We start from the raw sequence: 24,520 nt of genomic DNA on the forward strand, positions 1-24,520 counted from the left end.
CCTTGTATGTTAATCGATTGGAAATGTTTAATTCTTTGGAACTATTCTACTCCTATTTACATAAACAAACAAAAAACTACATCGTACTAGACCGCTTTTTACCATGTCGCCGCCACTTTTTTTTGCAACAGAAAAACACAAGAACGCCCGCGCCATTACCGTTATAATACCGGCTTTTATCCCGCCCTCCCGCCATGCCTTATTTCGCGCTCCTAGACGACGCAGCCGCCAACCGCGCCAAACTTTACCAAACCCACACCGGCAGCCGTTTTTTCACCGCCGCCGACCTCGACGGGCTGGATGCCGCCCTGCGCGAAGGTTGGCAACAAGGTTGGCACGCCGTTTTGTTTGCCGACTACGAATTCGGCCTGCCGCTGCTCGGTCTGCCCGCCCAACCGCCCGCCCATCTGGCCCTGCATTGGTTTGAACGCTGCACCGAAACCAACCCCGAAACATGGTTCGCCCAATCCTGCACCGACGAATCCCCCGCCGGCATCAGCACCCCCGCAAACGACACCGCCGAAGCCGACTACCTGCAAGCCGTGCGCGACATTCAGACGGCCATCGCACGCGGCGACACCTACCAAATCAACTACACCACCCGCCTGCACCTTACCGCCTACGGCAACCCCATAAAACTCTACCGCCGCCTGCGCCAACCCGTACCCTATGCCGCCCTGAGCCGCCTGCCCGACCACCGCGGCGAAACCCGCTGGACTTTATGCTTTTCGCCCGAACTCTTCCTCAAAATCGGTTCAGACGGCCTTATCACCACCGAACCCATGAAAGGCACCGCCCCCATTCTCAACGACGGGCAAGACGAACAACGCGCGCGCGATTTGCAGGCCGACCCCAAAAACCGCGCCGAAAACATCATGATTGTCGATTTACTGCGCAACGACCTCGGCAAAATCGCCCAAACCGGCCGGGTGCGCGTGCCCGAACCCTTTAAAGTCTCCCGCTTCGGCAGCGTGTGGCAGATGACCACCGCCATCGAAGCACAAGCCAAACCCCACATCGGCGCGGCCGACATTTTCCGTGCCGCCTTCCCCTGCGGCTCGATTACCGGCGCGCCCAAACGCATGAGCATGCAGATTATCCGCGACATCGAAACCGCCCCGCGCGGCCTCTACACCGGCAGCATCGGCTTTCTCAACCCCTGCGGCAGCGGTTTGGGATTCAGCGGCACCCTCAACGTCGTAATACGCACCTTGCAGCTCACCCCGCTTTCAGACGGCCTCTACCACGGCGTGTACGGCGTAGGCTCAGGCATCGTCGCCGACAGCGTGCCCGCCGACGAATACACCGAATGCCGCTGGAAAGCCCGTTTCCTCACCGACCTCGCCCCCGAGTTCGGCATCTTCGAAACCATGCGCGTGCATCAAAAACAATGCCCGCTGCTGCCCCTGCATTTAGGCCGTCTGAAACAATCCGCCGCCGCCCTGAACCTGCCGTTCGCCGACCATATCGAACAGCAGATACACGGCTACCTCGCCCAACTACCCGACCACGGCCTCTACCGCATCAAGGCCGTCTTAAACCCTTCAGACGGCCTCAGCCTCAGCCATGCACCGCTGAACGAATTGCCGCCCGAGCAAACAGTATGCCTGTCCGCAACCCCTTTGCCGCCGCAAGACTACCTGCGCCGCTTCAAAACCACCTGCCGCAGCATCTACGACCACGGCTGGCAGCAAGCCGAACGGCAAGGCGCGTTTGACAGCCTGTTTTTCAATTCAGACGGCCTCCTGCTCGAAGGCGGCCGCAGCAACATCTTCATCCGCCTCGGCAACGAATGGCACACCCCCGCATTGGATCTGGACATCCTCAACGGCGTGATGCGCCAAGCCGTACTTGCCGACCCGCAAACCCACCTCGGCACCGACACCGTGCACCAAAGCCGCATTACCCGCGAAATGTTCGCTCAAGCCGACGAAATCCGCTTGAGCAACGCTTTGCGCGGAGTGTTTCCGGTGAAGATTGAAAAAACATAACCCGTAGGGCGGGCATCCCTGCCCGCCGTGTATTTTCAAATATCACACGAACGTCAGGGGGAAAAAAGCTGTGCCTACAGCGGCGGGCAGGGATGCCCGCCCTACGTCGAAAATAAAACTAAGGCCGTCTGAAAATTTTCAGACGGCCTTTATTTCAGAATAAAAAAATCGGAACCCTATTATTTCTAGGTTCCGATTTTTCAAGTTAATGGCGATTACTTGGGAAGAAGGACACTGTTTGATGCGCCATAGGCTCCGTTGTAGCCTTTGTGCTCGCCCTCTTTGACATTGTAAACGCCGCCCAAATCAGCACCGCCGGGGCCGAAGAAGCCGCCTTTGGTTTCAATATTGTTTTGCGTACCGCTGAACGTATTGCCTTTGATTTCGCCGCCGAATTTCAACGGAGAACGGTCGGCTTGGCCGGAAATATTCGGCGGGGTGATGGTTATATCTACGGTTTTCTTGCCGAAATCTACAATAGCTTTGGTGGTGGCTCTGTTATATTTGCCGTCTTTGCCGTAAACCGCATGACCGTCATATGCGTATTTTGCTGTTCTATACATCGTTTGGGTTGGATTACCCTGTACAAACAGGTGCGATTTGCCGTCAACGGTATAAACGCCATAACGGACGTTTTGAAAATGGTCTTGGCGTGGATCAAGACCGGTGCTGCCAACAAAACCTTTGCCTTCCGCTGTATAGCCGCCATTAGGGAAATCACGTTGGGCCAAAGGACGCATACTGATTCCGTTTGTTTTATCTTGCGCACTTGCCAATAAAAGAATTTTGGTTCCGTTGAGCATGAGTTCGTTGAACGCCTCAGTTTTTGGAGGAAGCTGGCCGGTTACTGTACCGCTAGCATTGTCGATGCTCAATAAAATACCGTTTACCGATTTACTGTCCATGAAATCTATTTTTTTGGAATCATTGGCAGCAAAGCCTTTCGCCAAAGCCTCTGCAAACGAACCACCTTTTTCCGGCTGGGGTTTAGGGTTATTATTCGCTTGATTTTTGGCATTTTCTTCAGCTTTTTTGCGTTCGGCTTCCGCTTTAGCCAACTCTTCGACTTTTTTACGTTCGGCTTCCTGTTTGGCTAACTCTTCGGCTTTTTTGCGTTCAGCTTCCTGTTTGGCTAACTCTTCGGCTTTTTTACGTTCAGCTTCCTGTTTGGCCAACTCTTCGGCTTTTTTACGTTCAGCTTCCTGTTTGGCCAACTCTTCGGCTTTTTTGCGTTCGGCTTCCTGTTTGGCCAACTCTTCGGCTTTTTTGCGTTCAGCTTCTGCTTGAGCTAACTCTTCTTCTTTGCGTCCGGCCTCCGCTTTGGCTTGCTCTTCGGCGTTTTTACGTTCGGCCTCTGCTTTAGCCTGTTCTTCGGTTTTCTTACGTTCGCCTTCCTCTTTCTCCTCTTTTTGATTTTGAGCTTGGTTTTGATTATTTTGAAGCGTAGACAAAGAAGACGGTACAGAACCTCCTCCTGAAGAGCATGCGTTTAAAACAATTGCGCATGTAACCGCCAAAACTGTTTGTAATGATAATTTTTTCACTGAGCTACTCTCTCTATAAGAAATTTAAAAAAATGTGTGTAAACAAAAAAGATAAATCAACCGGAATCATTAAAAACAAAAATCACGATCTGCTTTATCCGTTCAAAATACAATAATTAACAACATTATTAGTATTTCTTTAATTTTATCAAAAAATAATAATAATTATCAATACTTGATATAAATTTTCGAATTTCTTTAAAAAACACTTTAAATTTAGGTTTGCGTATACCTTTCTTTCTCCTTCTTACAGCGATTCTCGATCCGAATGTTGGAAACACTACATACAACATTCAAGCCGCCTAGCCTCCGGCCAGCCAATAAAACCCATACATTCAACCATCCCCTATAAAGCCTCTGAAAAATAACCGTTTTACATTGGCTCCAGGCCGTCTGAAACATGATATAGTGCACGCGCTTTACCATTTTCAGACGGCCTGTTACATCATGGACACATCTACGCTTTACCTTATCCTCACCGCCCTTGCCGCCGCCTTTCTCGGCATCCTCATCACTGGGCTGATCCTGCGCAACAAACATCAGGCCGAGCAAAGCCGCTTGAACAGCCAGCTTGCCGAACGCACCCAGCAATACCAGTTCGCCGCGCAAGAGCAGGCGGAGGCGGAAAACGCGCTTGATGCCCTGCAAAAGCAGTTTCAGACGGCCCAAACCGCCCTTGCCGCCGCCGAAACCCGCAGCAGTCAGATCGAGCCGCTGCAAAACGAGCTGGCGCAAAGCCGCCGCCACGCGCAGGATTTGCAGGCTGAAATGCAGGAAATCCACAGCCGCTTTGCCGCCGCCAAACAGCACATCGAAGGCTTGCAGGCGCGTGAAAGCGAATTAGGCCGTCTGAAAGAAGAGCACGCCGGCTTGCAGCAAATCGTGGCCGATTTGAAAGTGCGCAACGAAAGGCTGCACACCCAAATCGAGCAGGAACGCCTCGCCTCGGAAGAAAAACTCGCCCTACTGAGCGAAGCACGCCAAAGCCTTGCCGACCAGTTTCAAAATCTCGCCAACAACATCCTCGAAGAAAAAACCAAACGCTTCACCGAACACAACACCGAAAGCATCAACCGCCTGCTCACCCCGCTCAACGAGCGCATGGGGCAGTTCAGCCAACTGGTGCAGACCACCTATGAAAAAGAAGCCAAAGAGCGGCTCACCCTTGAAAACGAACTCAAACGCCTGCAAACCCTCAATACCCAGCTTCACACCGATGCCAAAGCCCTTACCGACGCGCTCACCGGCGTGCAAAACAAAACGCAGGGTAACTGGGGCGAAATGATTCTGGAAACCGTGCTTGAAAATTCAGGTTTGGTGAAAGGGCGCGAATATTTTGTTCAGACGGCCTCCGTGCGCCACGAAGAAGACGGCAGCACCCGCCGCCTGCAACCCGACGTGCTGGTCAACCTGCCCGACAGCAAACAAATCATCATCGACAGTAAAGTATCGCTTACCGCCTATGTGCGCTACACGCAGGCGCAAACGCCCGAAGAGGCCGAGCGTGCACTCGCCGCCCACGCCGCCAGCGTACGCGCCCACATCAAGAGCCTGTCGCTCAAGCAATACAGCGATATCGAAGGCGTGAACACGCTCGATTTCGTGTTTATGTTTATCCCCGTCGAACCCGCCTACCTGTTGGCCTTGCAACACGACGACAACCTGTTTCAAGAGTGCTTCGACAAACGCATCATGCCCGTCGGCCCCAGCACCCTGCTGGCGACGCTGCGCACGGTGGCGAATATTTGGCGCAACGAGCAGCAAAACCAAAACGCCATCGCCATCGCCGAAGAAGGCGGCAAGCTGTACGACAAATTCGTCGGCTTCGTTACTACGCTGGAAAGCGTCGGCAAAAACATCGAGCAGGCGCAAAGCCAGTATCAAGCCGCGTTCAAACAGCTTTCCGAAGGCCGCGGCAATCTGGTGAACCGCGCCGAAAAACTGCGCAAACTGGGCGTGAAAGCCTCGAAACAGCTTGAAAAAAATCTCGCCGAACGTGCACAGGAACCGGAACGGCGGCTGGACGCACCCGATGACGGCGGCGACACGCAAACGGATTAATCTCCACCGCATTCTTCAAGCCGGCACCCCCGCAGTACAAAGAGGCCGTCTGAAAACGAGCTTTGCGAGTTTCGCTAAAACTTTTTCAGACGGCCTCCGCATATCCGCCGCATATTGTGCCAAGCAGCCGAATGAAAACCGGCTGAAACTCAAAATAACGTATCATTCGGCCATAATCTGCCGCTTTTCGATTTGACTTATATTAAACAGGCATTAAACAGACAAAAAACTTTCACATTATCTGTATCTTTTGGTTTATCCTAAGCGGAATTTTCTAATCGGAGGAATCAGCTTATGAATTTTCACAGCGACATCATCATCGTCGGCGCAGGCCCTGCCGGATTAAGTTTTGCCGCGGCATTGGCAAACAGCGGGCTGAGCATCACAATAATCGAAAAAAGCCCGTTGGAATCACTGCAAAACCCCGCATACGACGGCCGCGAAATCGCGCTTACCCATCCGTCGAAAGCCATCATGCAGCAGCTCGGCATGTGGCAGCTTATTCCCGAAAACGAAATCTACCCGCTGCGCGATGCCAAAGTATTGAACGGGCAGTCTTCCTACCAACTGCACTTCCCGCAACCCACCGAAGCCCGCGGCAAACCCGCCGACTGCTTGGGCTATCTGGTTTCCAACCACAACATCCGCAAGGCCGCCTATGATGTGGTCTGCAAACTGGATAACGTTTCGATCGAGTGCGGCAGCGGTGTGAAAGACGTTCGAACCGGCCCCGAACAAGCCGAAGTGGTTTTGGAAAACGGCGAAACCCTAACCGCCCGCCTGCTGGTTGCCGCCGACAGCCGTTTTTCACAAACGCGCCGCCAGCTCGGTATCGCTTCCGACATGCACGATTACAGCCGAACCATGTTCGTCTGCCGCATGAAACACACCCTTTCCAACCACCATACCGCCTACGAATGCTTCCACTACGGCCGCACCATCGCCCTGCTGCCGCTGGAAGAGCATTTAACCAACACCGTGCTCACGGTAGACAGCGACCAAGCGGCGAGCATTCAAAACCTCAGTCCGGAAGAACTCGCCGCCAGCGTTAAAAAACAACTGGGCGGCCGTTTGGGGGATATGGAACTGGTGAGCACCATCCACTGCTACCCGTTGGTCGGCATGCATGCCCAACGTTTTTACGGCACCCGCAGCGCGTTGATCGGCGATGCCGCCGTAGGCATGCACCCCGTTACCGCCCACGGCTTCAACCTCGGCCTTTCCAGCGCCGACATTTTGGCCAAACTGGTGTCGGAGGCGGCCAAACAAAGCAAAGACATCGGAGCCGCTTCGCTGCTTTCGCAATACGACAGCAAACATATGCTCCAGTCGTGCCCGCTTTATCACGGCACCAATATGCTGCTGAAGCTGTTTACCAACGAAACCCCGCCCGCCAAACTGCTGCGCGGTTTGGTTCTGCGCGTGAGCAACAACCTGCCGCCGCTCAAAAAACTGATTACCCACCAGCTAACCGGCTGATAATGGAAGAAAGGTTTTAAAAAGGCCGTCTGAAAAGAATTTTTCAGACGGCCTTCTTGTTTATTTATACCTGCCTACCCGTGCCAAAAATAACGCACGATATGGAAAAACACCGGCGCGGCGAAACAGACCGAATCCACCCGATCCAACATACCGCCGTGGCCCTGAATCATATTGCCCCAGTCTTTCACACCGTAATCGCGTTTGATGGCCGACATCACCAAACCGCCGAAAAAGCCCATCAAACAAAGTACCAGCCCGATCAAGGCCGCCTGAACCGGTGAAAACGGCGTAATCGGCGACATCAGTACCGCCACCAGCACGGCCGAAGCAATGCCGCCCACCGTGCCGGCCACGGTTTTGGACGGCGACAACGACGGCATGATTTTGCGTTTGCCGATGGTTTTGCCCCATACGTATTGCAGCACGTCGCTCGACTGCACCACCGCAATCATAAAAATCAACAGCAGCACATTCTGCTCATGCGGAAAATCATCCAAGTGCAGGCTCATCAGCGCCGGCACGTGCGACAGACAGAAAATCGAAATCATCGCCGCCCACTGCGTTTTGGCGGTGCGCTCCAAAAACTGTTCGGTTTTACCGCTCAGGCTGGCGATGATCGGCAGCAGCAGAAAACCGTAAACCGGAATGAAAATGGAAAACATGCCGTACCACTCGGTGAGCACGAAATAATATTGCACCGGCAGCAGCAGGTAGAAACACGTTACCATCACTTTGTAATCGCTGCGGCGTTGGTAAACCAACGTGAGAAACTCGCGCAAAGCGGCGAAGGAAATCAGGAAAAACAGAATCACCGTGCCGGTTTTGCCGAACCAAAAAGCCAGCAGCAGCACGATGGTCATGATCCACCACGCATAAACGCGGGCGTTCAGGTTGGCGATAGTCGGATTATCTGCACCTTTTTTACGCTTCAGCCATTGCCCGATCACACCGGCCAAGACCAAAACGGCAAAAATCACCATGAAAATATAACCGGCCTGCGGCGGGATGGCGTGCGTGGAAACGGTGGAAACAAACGGATTCATGCTGCGTTCTCCTGATTATCGTGAAACAAGGCTTGTTGTTGTTTTTCAGACGGCGCAAGCGCCAATAATGCGGCACGGGTGCGCAGCAGAAATGCCTCTTTGCCTTCGTTTTCCTGCAAGGCGATTTCTTCGCCGATGTTCACATCGCACAATAACGGCACCGGCAGAAACGTGCCTTTCGGCAGCACATGGTTGATGTTGTCGATCCACATCGGCACGAGACGGACATCGGGATTTTCGCGCGCCAGATGATAGATGCCGCTTTTGAACGGCAGCAGCACGGTATCGTCGTCGGTATTGCGAGTGCCTTCGGGGAAAATAATCAGCGAATCGCCGTTTTGCAGCGCGGCAGACATCTGCCCCGTTACTGTGCGCGGGTCGCTGCCGTCGCGGTCGATCAACAACGCATTGAACACGTTTTGGATAATAAAGCGTTTGATCTTGCCGCCCAACCAGTAATCGGCTCCGGCAACCGGCCGCACGCATGCCCGCCAGCGGCGTGGCAGTGAAATCCACACCAGCACAAAATCGCCGTGGCTGCTGTGGTTGGCGTAATACACTTTTTTAGCGGGAGAAAATTTGAGGCTGTTCGCCGCTTTGGGACGCACGCCGGTGATAAAAGACACAAATAGGCACAACGCTTGGTCGGTCAGCCAAGCGAGCTTTTTCTTGAAAAATTCCATCGCGTTTTCCTGCTTTAGTATAAAAATCGAATTTTGTTTTATGGCCGGAGGCGGCAGGCAAAACTGCCCTGCCTACGCTGTTGCCGAAGCTACCGATAGATAATCTGTACCGCCAATATACCGCATTGCACGGCGGTTAAGCAGATACTTTTTTTCAATAATTTCAACGCTCCCAAACAACGTTGCGGCATCTCGGCCGCGTTTGCCGCACGCCCGAGCCCCAGTACCGCGCGGCATTCGTCGAAATTTTCGGGTTTCAGACGGCCTGAAGCAAAGTCGGCAAACAGGCGGCGGTCGAAATCCATACGCAGATGCAGATAAACCAACACTGCAAACAGCAACACCTGCACCGCGCTCAAATAGCCGCCGTTCCAGATTGCCGAAGCGAACAGCAAAACATTCCCCACCGCCGCATAGCGCGTGCTTGCCAGCAAATGGGCGGTGGTTTGCGCCAAAGCATACCGTGTATTTTCCGCCATCAAACCGCTCCGTAAACTGCGCCGTCAGGCAGGGTTTGCAAATCGACTGCCGCCAGAACCGCCGCGGCGGTTTCAGACGGCAGCACCATCTTCGGCCTGGCCTGCTTCACAACGGCTAACGCGCTTTCCAAATCGGCGCAACCGCCGTATTTCAGCAGCCAAGTCAGCACCACTGCCGCACTGCGCCCGTAGCCCAGCGCACAACACACCAGCACCGGCGCACAGTTCCGTTCAATCAGCTTGTTCAGCACATCCGCCGCCCGGGCCAAATTCGCGGCGGGTGGCGGCACCATGTCCAGCATGGGCAGGGAAACATAGTTTTCAGACGGCCTCTTAACAGGCAGTTCGGCGCACACATCTAAGGCCGTCTGAAAATTATTGAGCGCAAGCATGCTGCCGATATGCACTTTGCCCCGCACCACTTCCGCACTTAACGGCTGCCCGCGCAGCCACAGCAGCATGTTCAGATAAGCACCGACACGGTGCGGCAACAGCAGCAAAGCCGCCGCCAAAGTATGCCTGCCGTTTTCCTGCTTCTGCATGGCAGTCACACCGAAACGTGCGTAAGCCGCTGCCACCAACAGGCAGGACGCGGCAAGCCAAAGCAGCCACAGCCACGCGCCGCCGAATGCCGACAACGCCGCAAAAACAAGGGCGAGCAACAGATAAAATCCCGTCCACAAGCGATGCCGTCTGAAAACACGGATACGCGCACGCAAAGGCGATTCGGCCGCTTCGTTCTCCCGCCACGGCAAAGCCCACAACACCAGCGCGCCGGCCAGCAAACCGGTGGGCACGTCGATGAAATGATGCTGCCACGTGGTCAACACCGATACAGCGATTAACGCAAACCAAGCCGCCCAAAGCGCGCGCAAATACCTAGGCAAACGGTACCAATAAAACCGCCCCACAATCAGCACCAAAATAATATGCAGCGACGGCGCTTGGTTGTACGGCTGGTCAAACGCCGCCAACGAAGCGAACAGGCCGTCTGAAAGCCCGTCCGTCGGCGGTTTTGGCCAAGTAAACTGCAAAGGAAACAGCAGAAAGCACGTTACCGCCAACGCCTGCGCCGCCAGCAGTTGCGCGATATAGCGGTTTTGCTGGCGCGTATCGGCGCACAGAAAAAACGCCAGCGCATACAGCACATTGAGCGACCAATACGGCACGATGGTCCACGCCCCAAACGGGATACCGTGCTCCCAAGCAAAAGCGATTTCGGGCACGCCGCTACGTTGTGCGGCAAACCAGTTGGTAAAACCGTAGGTGGTGTAAAACAACACCCCTACGGCTAAGAGTTTGATTAAAGTGGTTTTAAACGCGGGCTTCATATTTTCAGACGGCCTCTACGCCTTTACCGCCAAACTCACGGTAAAGATGCCGTCTTCGTCAATCCATTGGTGGATTTTCGTAAAGCCCGCCTGCTCCACCAATTGATCCATTTCCTGCTGGCTGCGGCGGCGCATCACCCAGTTGGGGCTGCCTTCTTTGTGGCTGGTCAGTGCGCGGGCAATCATTTCGAGCTGCGGATGCCACGGCTGGCCGGTGTAGATGAGGTAGCCGCCGTATTCGAGTGCGTCGCAGAAGCCTTTGAGCGAGCGCATGATTAAGTCGTTGTCGGAAAACAGTTCGTGCAGGCCGGAGACGATGCCGAGCGTGGGGCGTGGGTTGAGATTTTGGTAGTTGGCACGGTCGTAGGCGTTCGCTTCTTCAAAAGTAACGATGTCTTGTAGCTTTCGTTCGGCAATCAGTTTGCGCCCTGCTTCCACGTTGACGGGGCTGTAATCGCGCAGGCGCACGCCGTCGGGCAGGCTTTCGGCGGTGAGTGCGTCGAGCACATAACGCCCGTGGCCGGAAGCGATGTCGAGCACATGCACGGGTTTGCCGTGTTCGCGTAGTTCTGCAAAGGCCATCTGAATGGCTTTGCCGATGTTTTCTTTGCGTTGGCGGATGCCGCGCCAGCCGATGGCGTTGAGATAATATTTGTCGACCGCTTCGCCGAATTTGTTGGTGCCTTGCGGTTGGTTGCGGTACACATAATCGAGGGTGCTGCCGGAATCGAAACCGGTTTCTTTGCCGATTTTCAAGCCTTCGCTCCAGTTTGCGCCGAGGCCGATCAGCCAGCGTTGCGCCGCCCAGTATGCGCCGCGCGGGGTGAACGGCGACAGCGGCGTGGCCAGTTCGTCGGCTTCGCGGCGGCTGTCGCTGTGGATATGGGCGCGGGTAACGTCGACGGTTTGCAACGATTCGCCGAAACGCTCGCGGATAAAGCGGCGCATTTCGACAAACGCGAGTTCGCGCTTTTCTTCGCCGAGGGTGTCGTGATAAAAGCCGCTGAAAATGTGGCGTTCTTTAATGTGGCTGCCGAGGCGGTTGTAGAAATCGTGCTGCGGTTTGTGATGCACCACCCAATCGCTGCCAGACACCAACAACTGTATCGGCGTAGTGATGGCTTGAGCATCGGCCACCACGCGCTCGGCGGCATCGTACAAACCCAACAGGATACGCACGGAAATGGCGCGGGCGATCAGCGGGTCGTTGTCGTAGCTGGTTTGGCGTTCTTTGTTGTGGGTCAGGTAGTGTGATTTAACATAACTGTTCACAAAGAAATTGCCGCGCCATTTCTGCATCAGTTTCAAGCCGGTGCGGGCAAACGGCACATACAGTTTTACCTTGAACGCGGGCGAGGCCAACACGGCGCAGCGGATTTTCGGGGCGTAATCATGCAGCCATGCCGACACCAGCATGGCACCGACGCTTTGGGCGATAACGGCGATGTTTTCCGGTTTAATGCCGTATTCGCGCCCGATGTGCTGCACGAAATCCTGAATGTCGGCCACCGACGTGCCCAAACTTGGGCTGTCGCCGCGTTCGCCCGGGCTGTGGCCGTGGCCGCGTGCGTCCCAAGCGAAATAGGCGAAATCGTCGAAGCCGAGTTCGTCGGCCACAAACATCATGCGGCCGGAGTGTTCGTGCCCGCGGTGGAACAAGATGACGGCTTTATCGTTGCTGCCGTCCTGTGCGGGGCGGTAGCGGTAGAAAAGTTTGGTGCCGTCGGCGGTAGTAAATGTTTTTTGTTGTTCTTGCATGATGTTTCCTTACTCAAATAAGGGATAAGTTTTTCAGACGGCCTCTTGCAAGCCGTTACGGATACGCCGCACGCAGGTATAAACCAGCAATGCAGCCAACAGCCACATACCCCACTCCAGCCATTGCGGAAGGCCGTCTGAAAGCGCATACCACAAGCCCAAAGTGCCGAACAAAAACGCGCGGTCGCTTTTACCCACCGGCCCGTCGTAACGGCGGCCGTTGCCATGCACCTGACCGAGCACGCCGCACAATTCGCTCATTGCCGCCAACCAGATAAACAAGCCGATCTGCACACCGCTAAACGGAGCGATAAACGCAAACGGCAGATAAAGCGCGGCATCGGCGGCCACATCGGTCACTTCGTTCAGATAACCGCCCAGTTTCGACTGCTGGCCGAACTCACGCGCCAGCATGCCGTCGACCGCATTCAAGGCCATGCGCACAAACAACCACACCGGCAGCAGCCAAAACCATGCCGGCGTATCGGCAAAAACACTCAGCCACACGCCGAGCGCAATCGAAACCGCACAGGCAAACAGCGTTACCTGATTGGCGGTAACACCCCGCACATACAAGATTCGCACCAGCGGGCGCAACAGATTTTGAAATTTGGGTTTGAGGGCGTAGATGCTCATAGAAAAATGAAGAAGATTAAAGAGTTAAGAGACCACCTAAAAAACTTAACAATATGTTATCATTTTCAAACAAAGATATTCCAGACTACACTCCCAACGGTATATTTCTATGACTGCGGGGTAATGCCAATCTTTAAATCATAAAAAAACAAAAGCTGTTTTTCCCGCCAAAGCCTGCCCGAACCGCTCGCTTCCCTTTTGCAGTCGCAACAAAAACAGCCTGTACCTGCGTTAAAAACAAAAAAGTGCCGGATATTTCTATCCGGCACTATCGGCATATCGACATTTGATGAATTCAGATTACCACTCGAAATTCACACCTACGTTGTAAGACCCGCTACCACCTTTTTTGGTATTGAACGCCGCACCCGCTTTGGTAGCGAAGTGTTCGTTAAAGCGGAAACCGGTACCCACGGCAACGGCAGTTTCAGAGCCGTATCCGCCTACGGCAGCAGAAACGTTCAATTTGCCTACGTTATAAGGTTGGAACAACCCGCCCAAGGCAGCTTGCGAAGCCAAACCGCGGCGTATTTCTTTATCAAGCTGTTGGATTTTGGCAGCATTTTGTGCCGTTTTCGCTTCAACACGGTCAATCGCGTTTGCATTTCTCCTAACACCGCCATCAAGCTGTCTTATGGCTACCGTATTGTCATTAATTTTTTCGTTCTGAACCCTATCTGCCTCTTTAAGCTGAGCAGCCTCCTCTTTATTAGCCTTTATATCCTTCGCAAAACTGCCGCTGTTTATGCTTAAAATTTCCAATATTAAATTACGTTCGTTATATTGCTTTTGAAGATCGGCGATACCTTTCTCATTTTGTGTCGTCCTTGTTTCAACACTTCCCAATCGTGTATCAGCAGCTTTTTTGTTAGCGGCAATATCCGCTGTATTTTTATCGATTTGCTCTACTTTTTTCGGATCAACGCCTTTACCCAAAGAAATTCGTTTAATGGCTTCAGCATTTCTCGTAATACCGCCATTAAGCTGATTTATGGCCGTCGTATTGTCGCTAATTTTTTCGTTCTGAACCCTATCTGCCTGTTTAAGCTGCATAATATCACTTGCATTTTTCTTAATACGAGCATCAAAATCATTCGATTGATTATTCTGCCCCATCGCATAAGCCTGTCCTGCAAAAACAGTGAATACTGCTGCCGCAGTTAATGAAAGCAAAGTACTCAAAGATTGTTTTTTCATTTTAATATTCCTTCAGATTGACTAGAAAAAAACGGATGCCGGCGGGCATTACTGCATAGTTGTGAGCAGACGTAAAACTACCGGTAAACGATCTCCCCGGATACCACCGCCTATTGCATAGCCAAATGACGTAGAAATAAAAAAATTCTTACTAATATTTTAGATAAAATATGTTAATATTTGAAATATGTTACTTACAATGGAACTAAAATTCCCATACTAAACAATCCATTAATTATCACTCTAAATATTAAAACACAATTTTCCATCCTGCTTTGCCAACATACCGAGGCCGTCTGAAAGCGAAGTGCCGTCGGTTTAACCTAAACGGCAGTCTTCACATTCAGACGGCCTCAAACCTTTTCGTGTATAATTTCCGGTTTCTTTTCAACGCGGTTCGAAATCCTCCCGCGATACCAAAACTAGGAACTTTAAATGCAACACGAAAAAGCACTGGTCATCTTTTCAGGCGGCCAAGACTCCACTACCTGCCTGATTCAGGCGATTCAAACCTACGGCCGCGAAAACGTACAGGCCATCACATTCCAATACGGCCAACGCCACGCCGTCGAACTGGATTGCGCCCGCCGGATTGCCGAAGACTTAGGCGTCGCACAAACCGTGCTTGATTTAAGCCTGATGCAGCAAATCACCCACAACGCCTTAATGGACGACACCGCCGAAATTCAGACGGCCTCAAACGGCGTGCCGAATACTTTTGTCGACGGCCGCAACGCCCTGTTTCTGCTTTACGCCGCCATTTACGCCAAAAGCCAAAACATCAAACACATCATCGCAGGCGTGTGCGAAACCGACTTTTCCGGCTACCCCGACTGCCGCGACGTATTTGTGAAATCCATGAACGTTACCCTCAATCTGGCCATGGACTACGCCTTCCAAATCCACACACCGCTGATGTACCTCACCAAAGCACAAACATGGGCACTGGCCGACCGCTTGGGCTGCCTCGACTACATCCGCAAACACACCCACACCTGCTACCACGGCGTAACCGGCGGTTGCGGCGAATGCCCTAGCTGCGTGCTGCGCGAACGCGGGCTGGCCGAATATCTGGCCGCAAAACGGCCCTCCTCAACATAAACCAAGCCGTAAAACACAAAGGAGCAACCATGAAACAACTATATATGTTTTACCTCGGCGGCAACGCAGGCCGTTCCAATATCGAAGTACACGACGTACAGTTTGCCGTATGCAGCGATTACCGCGAAGCCATTCCCGAACTGAAAACCGCTTGGTTCGGCGATACCGACAAAATCCATATCGACGGCTGGCAAACCGTAAGTTGGGCCGACGGCTACGACATCCGCCTTTCAGACAAGCCGTCTGAAAGCAAAGAACGCCTGTATTTCGTCAATGTGGGCGGCTACACCGCCGAAACACTGGCAGAAGCCCATGCCTTCGGCCTCTTTGTAGCGGCAAACCCGTCCGAAGCCAAACAAAAAGCCTTGCAAAGCCTGTTGCCCGACCATACGCTGCAACACAGAGACAACCTGAAAGACATCGACAACCTGCTTGAATTAAGCGAAATCAGCGGCCTGCATATCCACCTTGCACCCAATCCCCACGGCAAGCCCGACGAAATCGGTTTTCAAGGCTATATGCCGATTTAAGAACATTAAAACAGACACAAGGCCGTTTGAAATTCAGACGGCCTCACCCATACAAACCATGAAAATCACCAAAATCTTCACATTCGATTCATCCCACATGCTCGACGGCCACGACGGCAAATGCCAAAACCTGCACGGCCACACCTACAAACTCGAAGTCGTCGTTTCAGACGGCCTCATACAAGGCGGCGCGAAAGACGGCATGGTCATAGACTTTTCCGATCTCAAAACCATCGTCAAACGCACCATCATCGAGCCGTTCGATCACGCCTTTATCTACAACGGCAACAACCCGCGCGAAAGCCAAATCGCCGCCCTGCTCGAAAGCTGGAACATGAAAACCCTGCGGCTCGGTTTCCGCACCACCGCCGAAAACATGACCGTGGAAATGTTCGGCCGTCTGAAAAACGCCGGCCTGCCCGTCAGCCTGATCCGCCTGTGGGAAACGCCCACATCCTGCGCCGAATACGACGGGGAATAACGACGCCATGACCGAAATCCGCCCCGAAAACCCGCAATACCGTATCGTCGAAATCTTCGAGAGTCTGCAAGGCGAAGGCTACAACACCGGCATGCCCGCCGTATTCATCCGCCTCGGCAAATGCAACCTCGCCTGCTCGTGGTGCGACACCGACTACCTCACATTCAACATGATGAGTTTGCAGGATATTTTAGGCCGTCTGAAGAACCATACAGCCCGCAACATCATCATCACCGGCGGCGAACCCACCATCCAGCCTCACCTCGATATTCTGCTCGACGCGCTCAAAGCCGAAGGTTACACACTCTGCATCGAAACCAACGGCCTCAACCCCGCACCGCCGCAAATCGACTTTGTCGCCACCAGCCCCAAAGCCTGCTACGCCGAAAAATACGAAAAACAGTGCATAGCAACCGCCGACGAAGTACGCATCGTGGCCGACGGCGACGTGCTGGCCTTTTGCGAACGCATGGAACAAAAAATCCGCGCCAAACACTACTACCTCTCGCCCTGCGAGCAAAACGGCGAAATGAACATCTACGACACCATCCGCCAAATCGGACTGCTCAACAGCCGCCCCGATGCCCTCGCGCATTGGAAACTGAGCGTGCAAACGCATAAATGGGCGGGGATCGAATAGCCGCCATCAAAAGGCCGTCTGAAAACGAGCTTTGCGAGTTTCGCTAAAACTTTTCAGACGGCCTGCCGCTTCATTTGCCAAACGGAAACGTTATACATTAGAATCCGCAACTCATTTATTTTTTAATAAATTGCAGGAGAAAACAAAATGTCTGACATTCAACAACACCACACTAACCTACCCCCCATGTATCAAAACACCGCCGCACCCGCCGTCGGCTTGGGAGAATGGATTGTTACACTGATTGTGCTCATGATTCCGCTGGTAAACATTATTATGTTATTGGTATGGGCGTTCAGCAGCGGCACCAATCCGAGCAAAGCGAATTTCTGCAAAGCACAATTATTGCTTATGTTGGTTTCAATCGTGATTGCGATGGTTTTGTTTTTCGGAATGGGGCTCGGCGCAGCTGCAATGCAGCAGTAGGATTCCATAAGTTTGACAAAGAGGCCGTCTGAAAACATCTTTTCAGACGGCCTCTTTAGCTCCGCTTCAGGTCAAAAGCCATCATAAGCGCATTACGCTCAACACGCCTTTTACTTCGGCCAAGCTCGCCAGCACCCGCGGCAGGTCGCTTACCTGACGCACTTCCAGCGTAAACCGCATACTGGCTTCCAAATCGCGCGATTGGGTTTGCACGGCGGTTACGTTGAGCTTGTGGCGGGCAAGGGTATCGGATACGTCGCGCAACAGGCCGCTGCGGTCTTGGGCGCGGATTTCGATATCGACGGCAAACACCTGCCCTTCCTGCTCCCCTGCCCAGCTTGCGGTAAGCACTTTATCGGGCGACTGTTCGGCCAGATGCTGAAACGATGGGCAGTTGCTGCGGTGTATCGAAATGCCGCGCTCGCGGGTAACGAAACCGACGATATCATCGGGCGGCGCAGGCTTGCAGCACTTGGCCAACGTCGTCAGCAAACCGTCTTCGCCGTCGACCAACACGCCGCCGTGCCCGCCTTTTTTGATTTTAGACTGTTTGACGATGGTGGTTTCGCTCAGCGGCTCCGGAGGCGGTTCCACCAATGTGCCGCAGGCTTTTTGGATGGCACGCGGGGAAATTTCTCCCTGCCCTACGGAGGTGTATAAATCGTCGATTTTTTTGAAGCCGAGTTTTTCCGCCAAATCTTGCAAATTGGGTTTGAGCGACACTTTCAGTAACTGTTTGTCGAGCTGGTTGCGGCCGTTTTCACGCACGGCATCGGCGTTTTGCTGGCGGATAAACGCGCGGATTTTGCCGATGGCCTTATTACTTTTCACCCAACCTTCGTACAGCCAGTTTACCGACGGTTTTCCTTCTTTGGCGGTAATGATTTCTACACGCTGGCCGTTTTCGAGCGGGGTGGAAAGCGGCACAATCTGGCCTTCCACTTTTGCGCCGCGGCAGCGGTCGCCGATGCTGCTGTGAAGTGCGTAGGCAAAGTCAATCGGCGTTGCCCCCACCGGCAGCGACAATACTTTGCCGTGCGGGGTCAGCACATAAATGGTGTCGTTAAACAGCTCGGTGCGGAAGGCGGATGCCAAGTCTTCGCGGTCGTTATCGGCCATGTTTTCGCGCCAGTCGAGCAGTTGCCGCAACCAAGCGATTTTCTGCTCGTAGGCGCTGTCGCCTTTGCCGCCTTCTTTATAACGCCAGTGGGCAGCCACGCCGAATTCGTTAAACTGGTGCATCTCGAACGTGCGGATCTGCACTTCCACGCCTTTGTCTTCCGGCCCGACAATCACGGTATGCAGGCTCTTATAGCCGTTGCCTTTGGGCTGGGCGATATAGTCGTCAAACTCGCCCGGCACGGGTTGCCACAGGCTGTGGACGATACCGAGCGTGGTATAGCACTCCGGCACGGTATCGACCAGAATCCGCACGGCGCGGATGTCGTAGAGCCCTTCGAAATCGAGCTTCTTCTTAACCATTTTTTTATAAATGGAATAGATGTGCTTGGGGCGACCGGCCACGTCGTAGTGGATGCCGTATTTGTCCAGCTCGGTTCGCAGGGTTTGCAGGAAATCTTCGATATATTCCAACCGTTCGGTGCGTTTTTCATCAAGCAAACGGGCAATTTCGCGGTATTTTTCGGGATTTTGATGGCGGAAACCCAAATCTTCGAGCTGCCATTTGAGCTGCCACACGCCCAAGCGGTTGGCCAACGGTGCAAAAATATCCAGCGTTTCTTTGGCCAAAGCACGCTTTTCTTCGCTGTCGGGCAGCGTGCCGATAAAGTGCATGGTGCGGGTGCGCAAGGCGAGCTTAATCAATACCACGCGGATATCCGACACCATCGCCAACAGCATTTTGCGCATACTCTCGGCTTGCTGGGCGCGCTCTTCGGGAGTGTTGAGGTTGTTCACACGTGCAAACTGCGTGAGCTTCTGCACTTCGTCGATACCTTTTACCAGATTGCACACTGTGGCGTTGCATTGCCCGGTTACTAATTCCTGCCAGTTGCCGCAATAAGAAGAAATATCGGCCAAAACGGTGGCGGCTACGGCATCGGGAAGCAAATCCATGTCGGCCACCAATTGGGCGGACCCCATCAGATTGCCGAGCAAAGGCTCGCCGTAAGGCGTAAGTGCGTCGAAAGGATAATGCTGCTCGGCAAGTTTGCGGGCGTTCAACAATAATTGGGCATCGTTTACGGGAAGTTTGGCGACATACTCGTCAAACCACCGGCGGTAGTTGTCCAAATCAGGAGTGATGCTGCTGGGAACTTGTCTGATATTAGCCATTGTTTTGCCCGACGGATTTTTTATAGAAAGGTTATTGTAGCAGGTTGTATCGGCTGTTTGATATAGCAGGAAAATCAAATCGTTTAAGGGGTCTTCCCTTATATTGCGTTAACGCTCCAGCATGTTGTCCCTCATAATTATTCCGCCGCAGGGCCTGCAAACCGTGTTTTACCCGTTTTGCAAAGATTGTTTGCCGTCTGAAAATCTTTTCAAACGACCTTTTAACCAAATGAACCAGAAACGGTTTATATCCCTACACATAATTTTAAAAAGCTATGTTGTTTTAAACTATTGTGCGTTAAGTTAAATTAGAATATATTAAGACTGTGCTTCCGGCACAACACCCATTCAGAAGAAAAAAAGGTATCAGCATGGCACAAATTACTTTAGATAAAACCGATCTTAAAATTTTACAAGTCTTACAGGAAAATGGCCGCCTGACCAATGTGGAGCTTTCGGAACGCGTGGCTCTGTCGCCTTCCCCCTGTTTGCGCCGTCTCAAACAGTTGGAAGACGCGGGCATCATCCGAAAATACGCAGCTTTGCTTTCTCCTGTATCCGTGCAACTCGGCCTGCAGGCATTTATCCGCGTTTCCATCAATAAGGCCAGTGAAGCACGCGATAATTTTTCAGCCGCAGTGCAAAGCTGGCCCGAAGTATTAAGCTGCTTCGCGCTCACCGGTGAAACCGATTATTTATTGCACACATTTTTCACTGATATGAATGCGTTTTCACATTTTGTACTCGATACTTTGCTTTCGCATCCGGGCGTTGAAGATGCCAAGTCAAGTTTTGTATTGAAAGAAATCAAAAATACAACCGCTTTGCCGCTCAGCCATTTGCAGCAGCAAGATTGACGGCGGCATCCGGCTGAAAAACAAAACAGGCCGTCTGAAAGTTTAAGCCCGCTTTCAGATGGCCTGTTCCTTTTATGGCCGAAAAGCTTTATCATTAGAAGCTATTATTAATATAAGTAAAATATATACACTCATGTCAATCTCTGACGAAACCGTTATCGACCATACCTGCCAATGGCTGGAAAAAGCCGTTATCGGTTTAAACCTCTGTCCGTTTGCCAAAGCGCCATACGTTAAAAACCGCGTACGTATCGCAGTAAGCCATGCCAAGCATCTGGATGGTTTCTTGGAAGATCTTGACCGTGAATTGCAATTGCTCGCCGCCTCCGAGGATGAAATCGAAACCTCTTTACTGGTTCACACTACTTTATTCGGTGATTTTTTGATTTTTAACGATATGTTGGACATTGCCGATGCAGCGGTTGCCGAAAACGGTTTGGAAGGCGTGATTCAGATTGCGCCGTTTCACCCCGATTTTCAGTTTGAAGGCACGGACGCAAACGACATCAGTAATTACACCAACCGTTCCCCCTACCCCACCCTGCATCTCATCCGTGAAAGCAGCATCAGCAGAGCGGCCGAATCGTTTCCCGATGCAGAGGCCATTTTCGGGCGGAACATCAAACTTTTAGAAGAAATGGGGCAACAAGGCTGGGATGATTTGAATATCCCGCGTTGTCCCCTCCATAAAAAATAATTAGGGAAAACTATGGTCTTACGTTCTGTATTTTGGTTATTCGGTGCATGTGCACTGCTATTGGGGATTATCGGCATCTTCCTGCCCGTGCTGCCGACTACGCCTTTTGTTATTTTAGCGGCCGCATGCTGGGCCAAAGCATCGCCCCGCTTCCATCGTTGGCTCCACCAACACCGTCTCTTCGGCCCCATGGTTAAAGATTGGGAAGAACGGCGTGCCGTCCCCAAAAGGGCCAAACTGTTCGCCTTTTCAATGATGACCGCTTCCTGCACCTTTCTATGGTGGCAATTTCCCGAACGCTGGTGGGTGGCCGCTGTTTCGTCAATATTCTGCTTCTGCGTCGCCGTATGGATGTGGCGGCTTCCGCATGCCTGAACCGCAAAAATCATTTTTGCTTTAAACATCGGATGGAGGTATCCGTGCCGCAAACAAATGCGGGCGGAGGTATTCTTACGCCCCGCCCGATCATAAATAAATTCCAATACCGTACGCCAATTTATAGAAAAATTGCCGTCTGAAACCCGATGCCATCGTTTTAGACGGCCTCTTCAATATTCGACACAATTTTCTGTTTTTACAAGCAAAGTCTCCCTTAGGCCGTCTGAACTGTGTAAAAAACATTAACAAAAACCCGTGAAAACTGGAACCGGCATTGTTTTTCTTTTACAATTTGCCACATTACTGCTTTTCAAAGCTGTTTCTCAAAGTAAATCTGGACTTTAATTTTCAAAGTTATGCACATGGCAAGTAGATTGCTCATGCATCTTGCCGAAAAAAGTGCTGCAAGCGTTTCAAACAGACTTACTGCATACCGAAATTCAGCCGCATCTGTTTTCAGACGGCCTGAATGTGTTATCAAAATAAAAAAGGAAAGCTGATGCGTTTTCAATCCGCCCTTCTACCCTTGCTACTGATGCCGTTGGCAGCCCAAGCTGCCGATTTTGACGGTGCCAGTTTGAGCATGCTTTGGGGTATTCCCTTTCTTCTCATTTTGTTATCCATCGCTACCGGCCCGTTGTTCATGCCGCGCTTTTGGCACCACCATTTCGGCAAAATCACGGCTTTTTGGACCATTGTTTTCTTAATCCCTTTCGTTGCCGTTTTCGGTTTGAATGCCGGGATACAAACCGTAGCGCATGCCTTGGTTGAGGAATACATACCGTTTATCCTGTTATTATTGGCTCTCTATACGATTTCAGGCGGCATTTTGGTATGGGGTAATCTGCATGGTAGTGCGCGCCTGAATACAATTATTCTGGCCATCGGCACGGCTTTGGCATCTATCATGGGGACAACCGGTGCTGCGATGCTGCTTATCCGCCCGCTGCTGAAAGCCAACGACAACCGCAAACACCGTGTGCATGTGGTTGTTTTCTTTATCTTCCTTGTTGCCAATATCGGCGGCGGCCTCACACCGCTCGGCGATCCTCCACTTTTCTTGGGTTTCTTAAAAGGAGTCGACTTTATGTGGACGGTACAGCATATGCTTGTGCCGGTATTACTGAGCTCAGCCATCCTGCTCACCATATTCTATTTTCTCGACCGCCATTTCTTCTCACTTGAAGATGAAATAGAAGCACCGGATCCCACCCCCGACAGCAAATTGCAAATTTTCGGCAAATGGAATTTCCTGCTGCTGGCCGGTGTAGTAAGCTCGGTATTGATGTCCGGCCTATGGAAACCCGACCACCCGGGCTTCGAAATTTTCGGCAGCCACTACTTGCTGCAAAACTTGGTACGTGATTCAATCCTGCTTGCTTTAGCCGTTATTTCATTGGTTATCACCCCCAAACAGGTTCGCTCCGGTAACGAATTCAACTGGGATCCGATTTTAGAAGTCGGCAAACTGTTCCTCGGCATTTTCATTACCATTGCTCCGGTGCTGGCTATTTTAAAAGCCGGAGAAGCAGGTGCATTCAGCCCGCTGATTGCTTTGGTGCACGACGAAGCAGGTAATCCCGTCAACGCCATGTATTTCTGGATGACCGGTATCTTATCTGCATTCTTGGATAATGCACCGACTTATCTCGTATTCTTCAATATGGCCGGTGGTGATGCCCAAGCATTGATGACAGGGCCGTTATTCCATACTCTACTGGCTGTTTCAATGGGTTCCGTATTTATGGGAGCACTGAGCTACATCGGTAACGCACCGAACTTTATGGTGAAAGCAATTGCGGAACAACGTAAAGTAAAAATGCCGAGCTTCTTCGGATACATGGCTTGGTCTTTCGGCATCCTTGTTCCATTGTTTATCGTACACACCTTTATTTTCTTTGTTTGGCAGCTTTTATAAACCCAAAGGAGTACGAAAAAGGCCGTCTGAAATATTTCAGACGGCCTTCTTCGTATAAGTATCACCTTTTCTCTACCATAACCATGCCGGCAACGGTGGCGTTTCAATGCCCCATTCAGGAGGATAATCCACTCCCGTCAAATATAATCCGTCGGGCATAAAAGTCGGCGGAGCTTTCAAACGGCTCTTTTCCTCAATTAAATCGGCAAATCCTTGCACGCTCAAACGCCGGTTTCCAACATATACCAGCGCCCCCATAATATTGCGTACCATATGGTGCAAAAATGCGTTGCCATGTAAATCCAAAGCCATTAATTCGGGCGTACCGCTCAATACTGCACTATACATCGTTTTCACAGGAGACTTTGCTTGACACTCGGAAGCACGGAAACTGGAAAAATCATGTGTACCCACTAAAAAAGCAGCGGCTTTTTGCATGGCTTCCATATCCAACGGAGTATGTATCCATCCGGCCCGCCCTACCAATAAAGGAGAACGTACAGGAGATGACTGCAACACATAACGGTAACGACGGCCAAAAGCATCGAAACGGGCATGAAAGCGGCCATCAGTCCGTCGTGCTTTCCATACTGCAACCCCCTCAGGTAAATGAGTGTTAACACCCCGTACCCACGCTTGCTCAGAGCGGTCTGCCATAGTATCAAAATGCACCACCTGCGCCGTTGCATGCACTCCGGTATCAGTGCGCCCCGCAACAACCACATGAATCTGCTCACCAGCAATCCTGCTTAACGCATTTTCTAAGGCGGATTGCACAGTAGGAATATTTCCCGCCTGTTTTTGCCAACCATAAAAACAACCGCCATCATAGGACAACATTAACGCCCAACGCTGGGCAGAGTTTTCATTTTCTTTTTCAACTTCAAACATTTTTTAAATTCATGGAAATATATTCTCGATAAATACCTTAAAAAAACGAGCTACCTTATTGAATAAATTGCCTTTAATAACACAAAACTAAAGATTATTTT

The 24,520-nt window shown here is 51.9% G+C and carries 22 protein-coding genes and 1 riboswitch; of the genes, 12 read left to right on the plus strand and 10 right to left on the minus strand.

The genetic code is table 11. The features are described from left to right. Nucleotides 1–194: 194 nt before the first annotated feature. On the plus strand, nt 195–1,991 hold the full coding sequence (locus Q0X97_RS03590) for a bifunctional chorismate-binding protein/class IV aminotransferase (RefSeq protein ID WP_302066034.1): 1,797 nt from the start codon (nt 195–197) through the stop codon (nt 1,989–1,991). A gap of 215 nt (nt 1,992–2,206) precedes the next feature. Here Q0X97_RS03590 and Q0X97_RS03595 read toward each other — a convergent pair whose 3' ends face one another. Beyond that, the gene (locus tag Q0X97_RS03595; RefSeq protein ID WP_302066032.1) at nt 2,207–3,442 is read right to left on the minus strand and encodes a transferrin-binding protein-like solute binding protein; all 1,236 of its coding nucleotides are present in this window, start codon (nt 3,440–3,442) and stop codon (nt 2,207–2,209) included. Between the two features lie 540 nt (nt 3,443–3,982). On the opposite strand from Q0X97_RS03595, the gene rmuC reads away from it, so the two are divergent. After that, nucleotides 3,983–5,596: a DNA recombination protein RmuC gene (gene rmuC / locus Q0X97_RS03600; RefSeq protein WP_302066030.1), complete on the plus strand. Its 1,614-nt coding sequence runs from the start codon at nt 3,983–3,985 to the stop codon at nt 5,594–5,596. Nucleotides 5,597–5,890: 294 nt separating this feature from the next. Next, entirely contained in the window at nt 5,891–7,075 is a 1,185-nt protein-coding gene (ubiM, locus tag Q0X97_RS03605; protein WP_302067670.1) for a 5-demethoxyubiquinol-8 5-hydroxylase UbiM, read from the plus strand. A 74-nt stretch (nt 7,076–7,149) separates the two neighbouring features. On the opposite strand, the gene Q0X97_RS03610 is transcribed toward ubiM, so the two are convergent. From Q0X97_RS03610 to Q0X97_RS03640, 7 genes are all read right to left on the minus strand, one after another. Further along, the gene (locus tag Q0X97_RS03610) at nt 7,150–8,121 is read right to left on the minus strand and encodes a phosphatidate cytidylyltransferase (RefSeq protein ID WP_302066026.1); all 972 of its coding nucleotides are present in this window, start codon (nt 8,119–8,121) and stop codon (nt 7,150–7,152) included. Further along, the gene (locus Q0X97_RS03615) at nt 8,118–8,804 is read right to left on the minus strand and encodes a 1-acyl-sn-glycerol-3-phosphate acyltransferase (protein WP_302066024.1); all 687 of its coding nucleotides are present in this window, start codon (nt 8,802–8,804) and stop codon (nt 8,118–8,120) included. Before Q0X97_RS03615 ends, Q0X97_RS03610 begins: the two co-directional genes overlap by 4 nt. 89 nt (nt 8,805–8,893) lie before the next feature. Then, a complete protein-coding gene (locus tag Q0X97_RS03620) occupies nt 8,894–9,283 on the minus strand; it encodes a hypothetical protein (protein WP_302066023.1) in 390 nt (129 codons plus the stop codon). Then, entirely contained in the window at nt 9,283–10,614 is a 1,332-nt protein-coding gene (locus Q0X97_RS03625) for a phosphatase PAP2/dual specificity phosphatase family protein (protein WP_302066021.1), read from the minus strand. Before Q0X97_RS03625 ends, Q0X97_RS03620 begins: the two co-directional genes overlap by 1 nt. A gap of 15 nt (nt 10,615–10,629) precedes the next feature. Further along, nucleotides 10,630–12,372, minus strand: a complete 1,743-nt coding sequence (locus Q0X97_RS03630; protein WP_302066019.1) for a bifunctional alpha/beta hydrolase/class I SAM-dependent methyltransferase — start codon at nt 12,370–12,372, stop codon at nt 10,630–10,632. Between the two features lie 33 nt (nt 12,373–12,405). Continuing rightward, entirely contained in the window at nt 12,406–13,008 is a 603-nt protein-coding gene (locus Q0X97_RS03635) for a CDP-alcohol phosphatidyltransferase family protein (RefSeq protein ID WP_302066017.1), read from the minus strand. Nucleotides 13,009–13,308: 300 nt separating this feature from the next. Next, entirely contained in the window at nt 13,309–14,205 is an 897-nt protein-coding gene (locus Q0X97_RS03640) for a YadA-like family protein (protein WP_302066015.1), read from the minus strand. Nucleotides 14,206–14,591: 386 nt separating this feature from the next. Continuing rightward, nucleotides 14,592–14,637: riboswitch (PreQ1 riboswitch) on the plus strand. A 3-nt stretch (nt 14,638–14,640) separates the two neighbouring features. Between Q0X97_RS03640 and queC the strand changes: the two genes are divergently transcribed. From queC to Q0X97_RS03665, 5 genes are all read left to right on the plus strand, one after another. After that, a complete protein-coding gene (gene queC, locus Q0X97_RS03645) occupies nt 14,641–15,306 on the plus strand; it encodes a 7-cyano-7-deazaguanine synthase QueC (protein ID WP_302066013.1) in 666 nt (221 codons plus the stop codon). A 29-nt stretch (nt 15,307–15,335) separates the two neighbouring features. Then, entirely contained in the window at nt 15,336–15,836 is a 501-nt protein-coding gene (locus Q0X97_RS03650; RefSeq protein WP_302066012.1) for a DUF1543 domain-containing protein, read from the plus strand. Between the two features lie 58 nt (nt 15,837–15,894). Further along, on the plus strand, nt 15,895–16,317 hold the full coding sequence (queD, locus tag Q0X97_RS03655) for a 6-carboxytetrahydropterin synthase QueD (protein ID WP_302066010.1): 423 nt from the start codon (nt 15,895–15,897) through the stop codon (nt 16,315–16,317). A gap of 7 nt (nt 16,318–16,324) precedes the next feature. Beyond that, on the plus strand, nt 16,325–16,957 hold the full coding sequence (locus Q0X97_RS03660) for a 7-carboxy-7-deazaguanine synthase QueE (RefSeq protein ID WP_302066008.1): 633 nt from the start codon (nt 16,325–16,327) through the stop codon (nt 16,955–16,957). A 147-nt stretch (nt 16,958–17,104) separates the two neighbouring features. Beyond that, nucleotides 17,105–17,383, plus strand: a complete 279-nt coding sequence (locus Q0X97_RS03665) for a hypothetical protein (RefSeq protein ID WP_302066007.1) — start codon at nt 17,105–17,107, stop codon at nt 17,381–17,383. 81 nt (nt 17,384–17,464) lie between these two features. Here Q0X97_RS03665 and Q0X97_RS03670 read toward each other — a convergent pair whose 3' ends face one another. Beyond that, on the minus strand, nt 17,465–19,678 hold the full coding sequence (locus Q0X97_RS03670; RefSeq protein WP_302066005.1) for a bifunctional (p)ppGpp synthetase/guanosine-3',5'-bis(diphosphate) 3'-pyrophosphohydrolase: 2,214 nt from the start codon (nt 19,676–19,678) through the stop codon (nt 17,465–17,467). Between the two features lie 371 nt (nt 19,679–20,049). On the opposite strand from Q0X97_RS03670, the gene Q0X97_RS03675 reads away from it, so the two are divergent. The 4 genes from Q0X97_RS03675 (at nt 20,050) to Q0X97_RS03690 (ending at nt 23,528) form a co-directional block, all read left to right on the plus strand. Further along, nucleotides 20,050–20,535 (plus strand): Lrp/AsnC family transcriptional regulator, encoded by a 486-nt coding sequence (locus Q0X97_RS03675; protein WP_302066002.1) that lies wholly within the window; start codon nt 20,050–20,052, stop codon nt 20,533–20,535. A gap of 133 nt (nt 20,536–20,668) precedes the next feature. Continuing rightward, a complete protein-coding gene (locus Q0X97_RS03680; protein WP_302066001.1) occupies nt 20,669–21,232 on the plus strand; it encodes a DUF1415 domain-containing protein in 564 nt (187 codons plus the stop codon). A gap of 12 nt (nt 21,233–21,244) precedes the next feature. Continuing rightward, nucleotides 21,245–21,607: a YbaN family protein gene (locus Q0X97_RS03685; protein WP_302065999.1), complete on the plus strand. Its 363-nt coding sequence runs from the start codon at nt 21,245–21,247 to the stop codon at nt 21,605–21,607. A 502-nt stretch (nt 21,608–22,109) separates the two neighbouring features. Further along, the gene (locus Q0X97_RS03690) at nt 22,110–23,528 is read left to right on the plus strand and encodes a sodium:proton antiporter (protein ID WP_302065997.1); all 1,419 of its coding nucleotides are present in this window, start codon (nt 22,110–22,112) and stop codon (nt 23,526–23,528) included. Nucleotides 23,529–23,600: 72 nt separating this feature from the next. On the opposite strand, the gene truA is transcribed toward Q0X97_RS03690, so the two are convergent. Further along, entirely contained in the window at nt 23,601–24,419 is an 819-nt protein-coding gene (gene truA / locus Q0X97_RS03695) for a tRNA pseudouridine(38-40) synthase TruA (protein ID WP_302065995.1), read from the minus strand. Between the last annotated feature and the right edge of the window lie 101 nt (nt 24,420–24,520).

The sequence above is a fragment of the Neisseria sp. MVDL19-042950 genome (genome assembly GCF_030504625.1).
Taxonomy (GTDB): Bacteria; Pseudomonadota; Gammaproteobacteria; order Burkholderiales; family Neisseriaceae; genus Neisseria.

Coding starts and splice junctions, on each gene's coding strand:
- Q0X97_RS03590 (WP_302066034.1), top strand. CDS start 195: ATGCCTTATTTCGCGCTCCTAGACGACGCAGCCGCCAACCGCGCCAAA.
- rmuC (WP_302066030.1), top strand. CDS start 3,983: ATGGACACATCTACGCTTTACCTTATCCTCACCGCCCTTGCCGCCGCC.
- ubiM (WP_302067670.1), top strand. CDS start 5,891: ATGAATTTTCACAGCGACATCATCATCGTCGGCGCAGGCCCTGCCGGA.
- Q0X97_RS03610 (WP_302066026.1), bottom strand. CDS start 8,121: ATGAATCCGTTTGTTTCCACCGTTTCCACGCACGCCATCCCGCCGCAG.
- Q0X97_RS03615 (WP_302066024.1), bottom strand. CDS start 8,804: ATGGAATTTTTCAAGAAAAAGCTCGCTTGGCTGACCGACCAAGCGTTG.
- Q0X97_RS03620 (WP_302066023.1), bottom strand. CDS start 9,283: ATGGCGGAAAATACACGGTATGCTTTGGCGCAAACCACCGCCCATTTG.
- Q0X97_RS03625 (WP_302066021.1), bottom strand. CDS start 10,614: ATGAAGCCCGCGTTTAAAACCACTTTAATCAAACTCTTAGCCGTAGGG.
- Q0X97_RS03630 (WP_302066019.1), bottom strand. CDS start 12,372: ATGCAAGAACAACAAAAAACATTTACTACCGCCGACGGCACCAAACTT.
- Q0X97_RS03635 (WP_302066017.1), bottom strand. CDS start 13,008: ATGAGCATCTACGCCCTCAAACCCAAATTTCAAAATCTGTTGCGCCCG.
- Q0X97_RS03640 (WP_302066015.1), bottom strand. CDS start 14,205: ATGAAAAAACAATCTTTGAGTACTTTGCTTTCATTAACTGCGGCAGCA.
- queC (WP_302066013.1), top strand. CDS start 14,641: ATGCAACACGAAAAAGCACTGGTCATCTTTTCAGGCGGCCAAGACTCC.
- Q0X97_RS03650 (WP_302066012.1), top strand. CDS start 15,336: ATGAAACAACTATATATGTTTTACCTCGGCGGCAACGCAGGCCGTTCC.
- queD (WP_302066010.1), top strand. CDS start 15,895: ATGAAAATCACCAAAATCTTCACATTCGATTCATCCCACATGCTCGAC.
- Q0X97_RS03660 (WP_302066008.1), top strand. CDS start 16,325: ATGACCGAAATCCGCCCCGAAAACCCGCAATACCGTATCGTCGAAATC.
- Q0X97_RS03665 (WP_302066007.1), top strand. CDS start 17,105: ATGTCTGACATTCAACAACACCACACTAACCTACCCCCCATGTATCAA.
- Q0X97_RS03670 (WP_302066005.1), bottom strand. CDS start 19,678: ATGGCTAATATCAGACAAGTTCCCAGCAGCATCACTCCTGATTTGGAC.
- Q0X97_RS03675 (WP_302066002.1), top strand. CDS start 20,050: ATGGCACAAATTACTTTAGATAAAACCGATCTTAAAATTTTACAAGTC.
- Q0X97_RS03680 (WP_302066001.1), top strand. CDS start 20,669: ATGTCAATCTCTGACGAAACCGTTATCGACCATACCTGCCAATGGCTG.
- Q0X97_RS03685 (WP_302065999.1), top strand. CDS start 21,245: ATGGTCTTACGTTCTGTATTTTGGTTATTCGGTGCATGTGCACTGCTA.
- Q0X97_RS03690 (WP_302065997.1), top strand. CDS start 22,110: ATGCGTTTTCAATCCGCCCTTCTACCCTTGCTACTGATGCCGTTGGCA.
- truA (WP_302065995.1), bottom strand. CDS start 24,419: ATGTTTGAAGTTGAAAAAGAAAATGAAAACTCTGCCCAGCGTTGGGCG.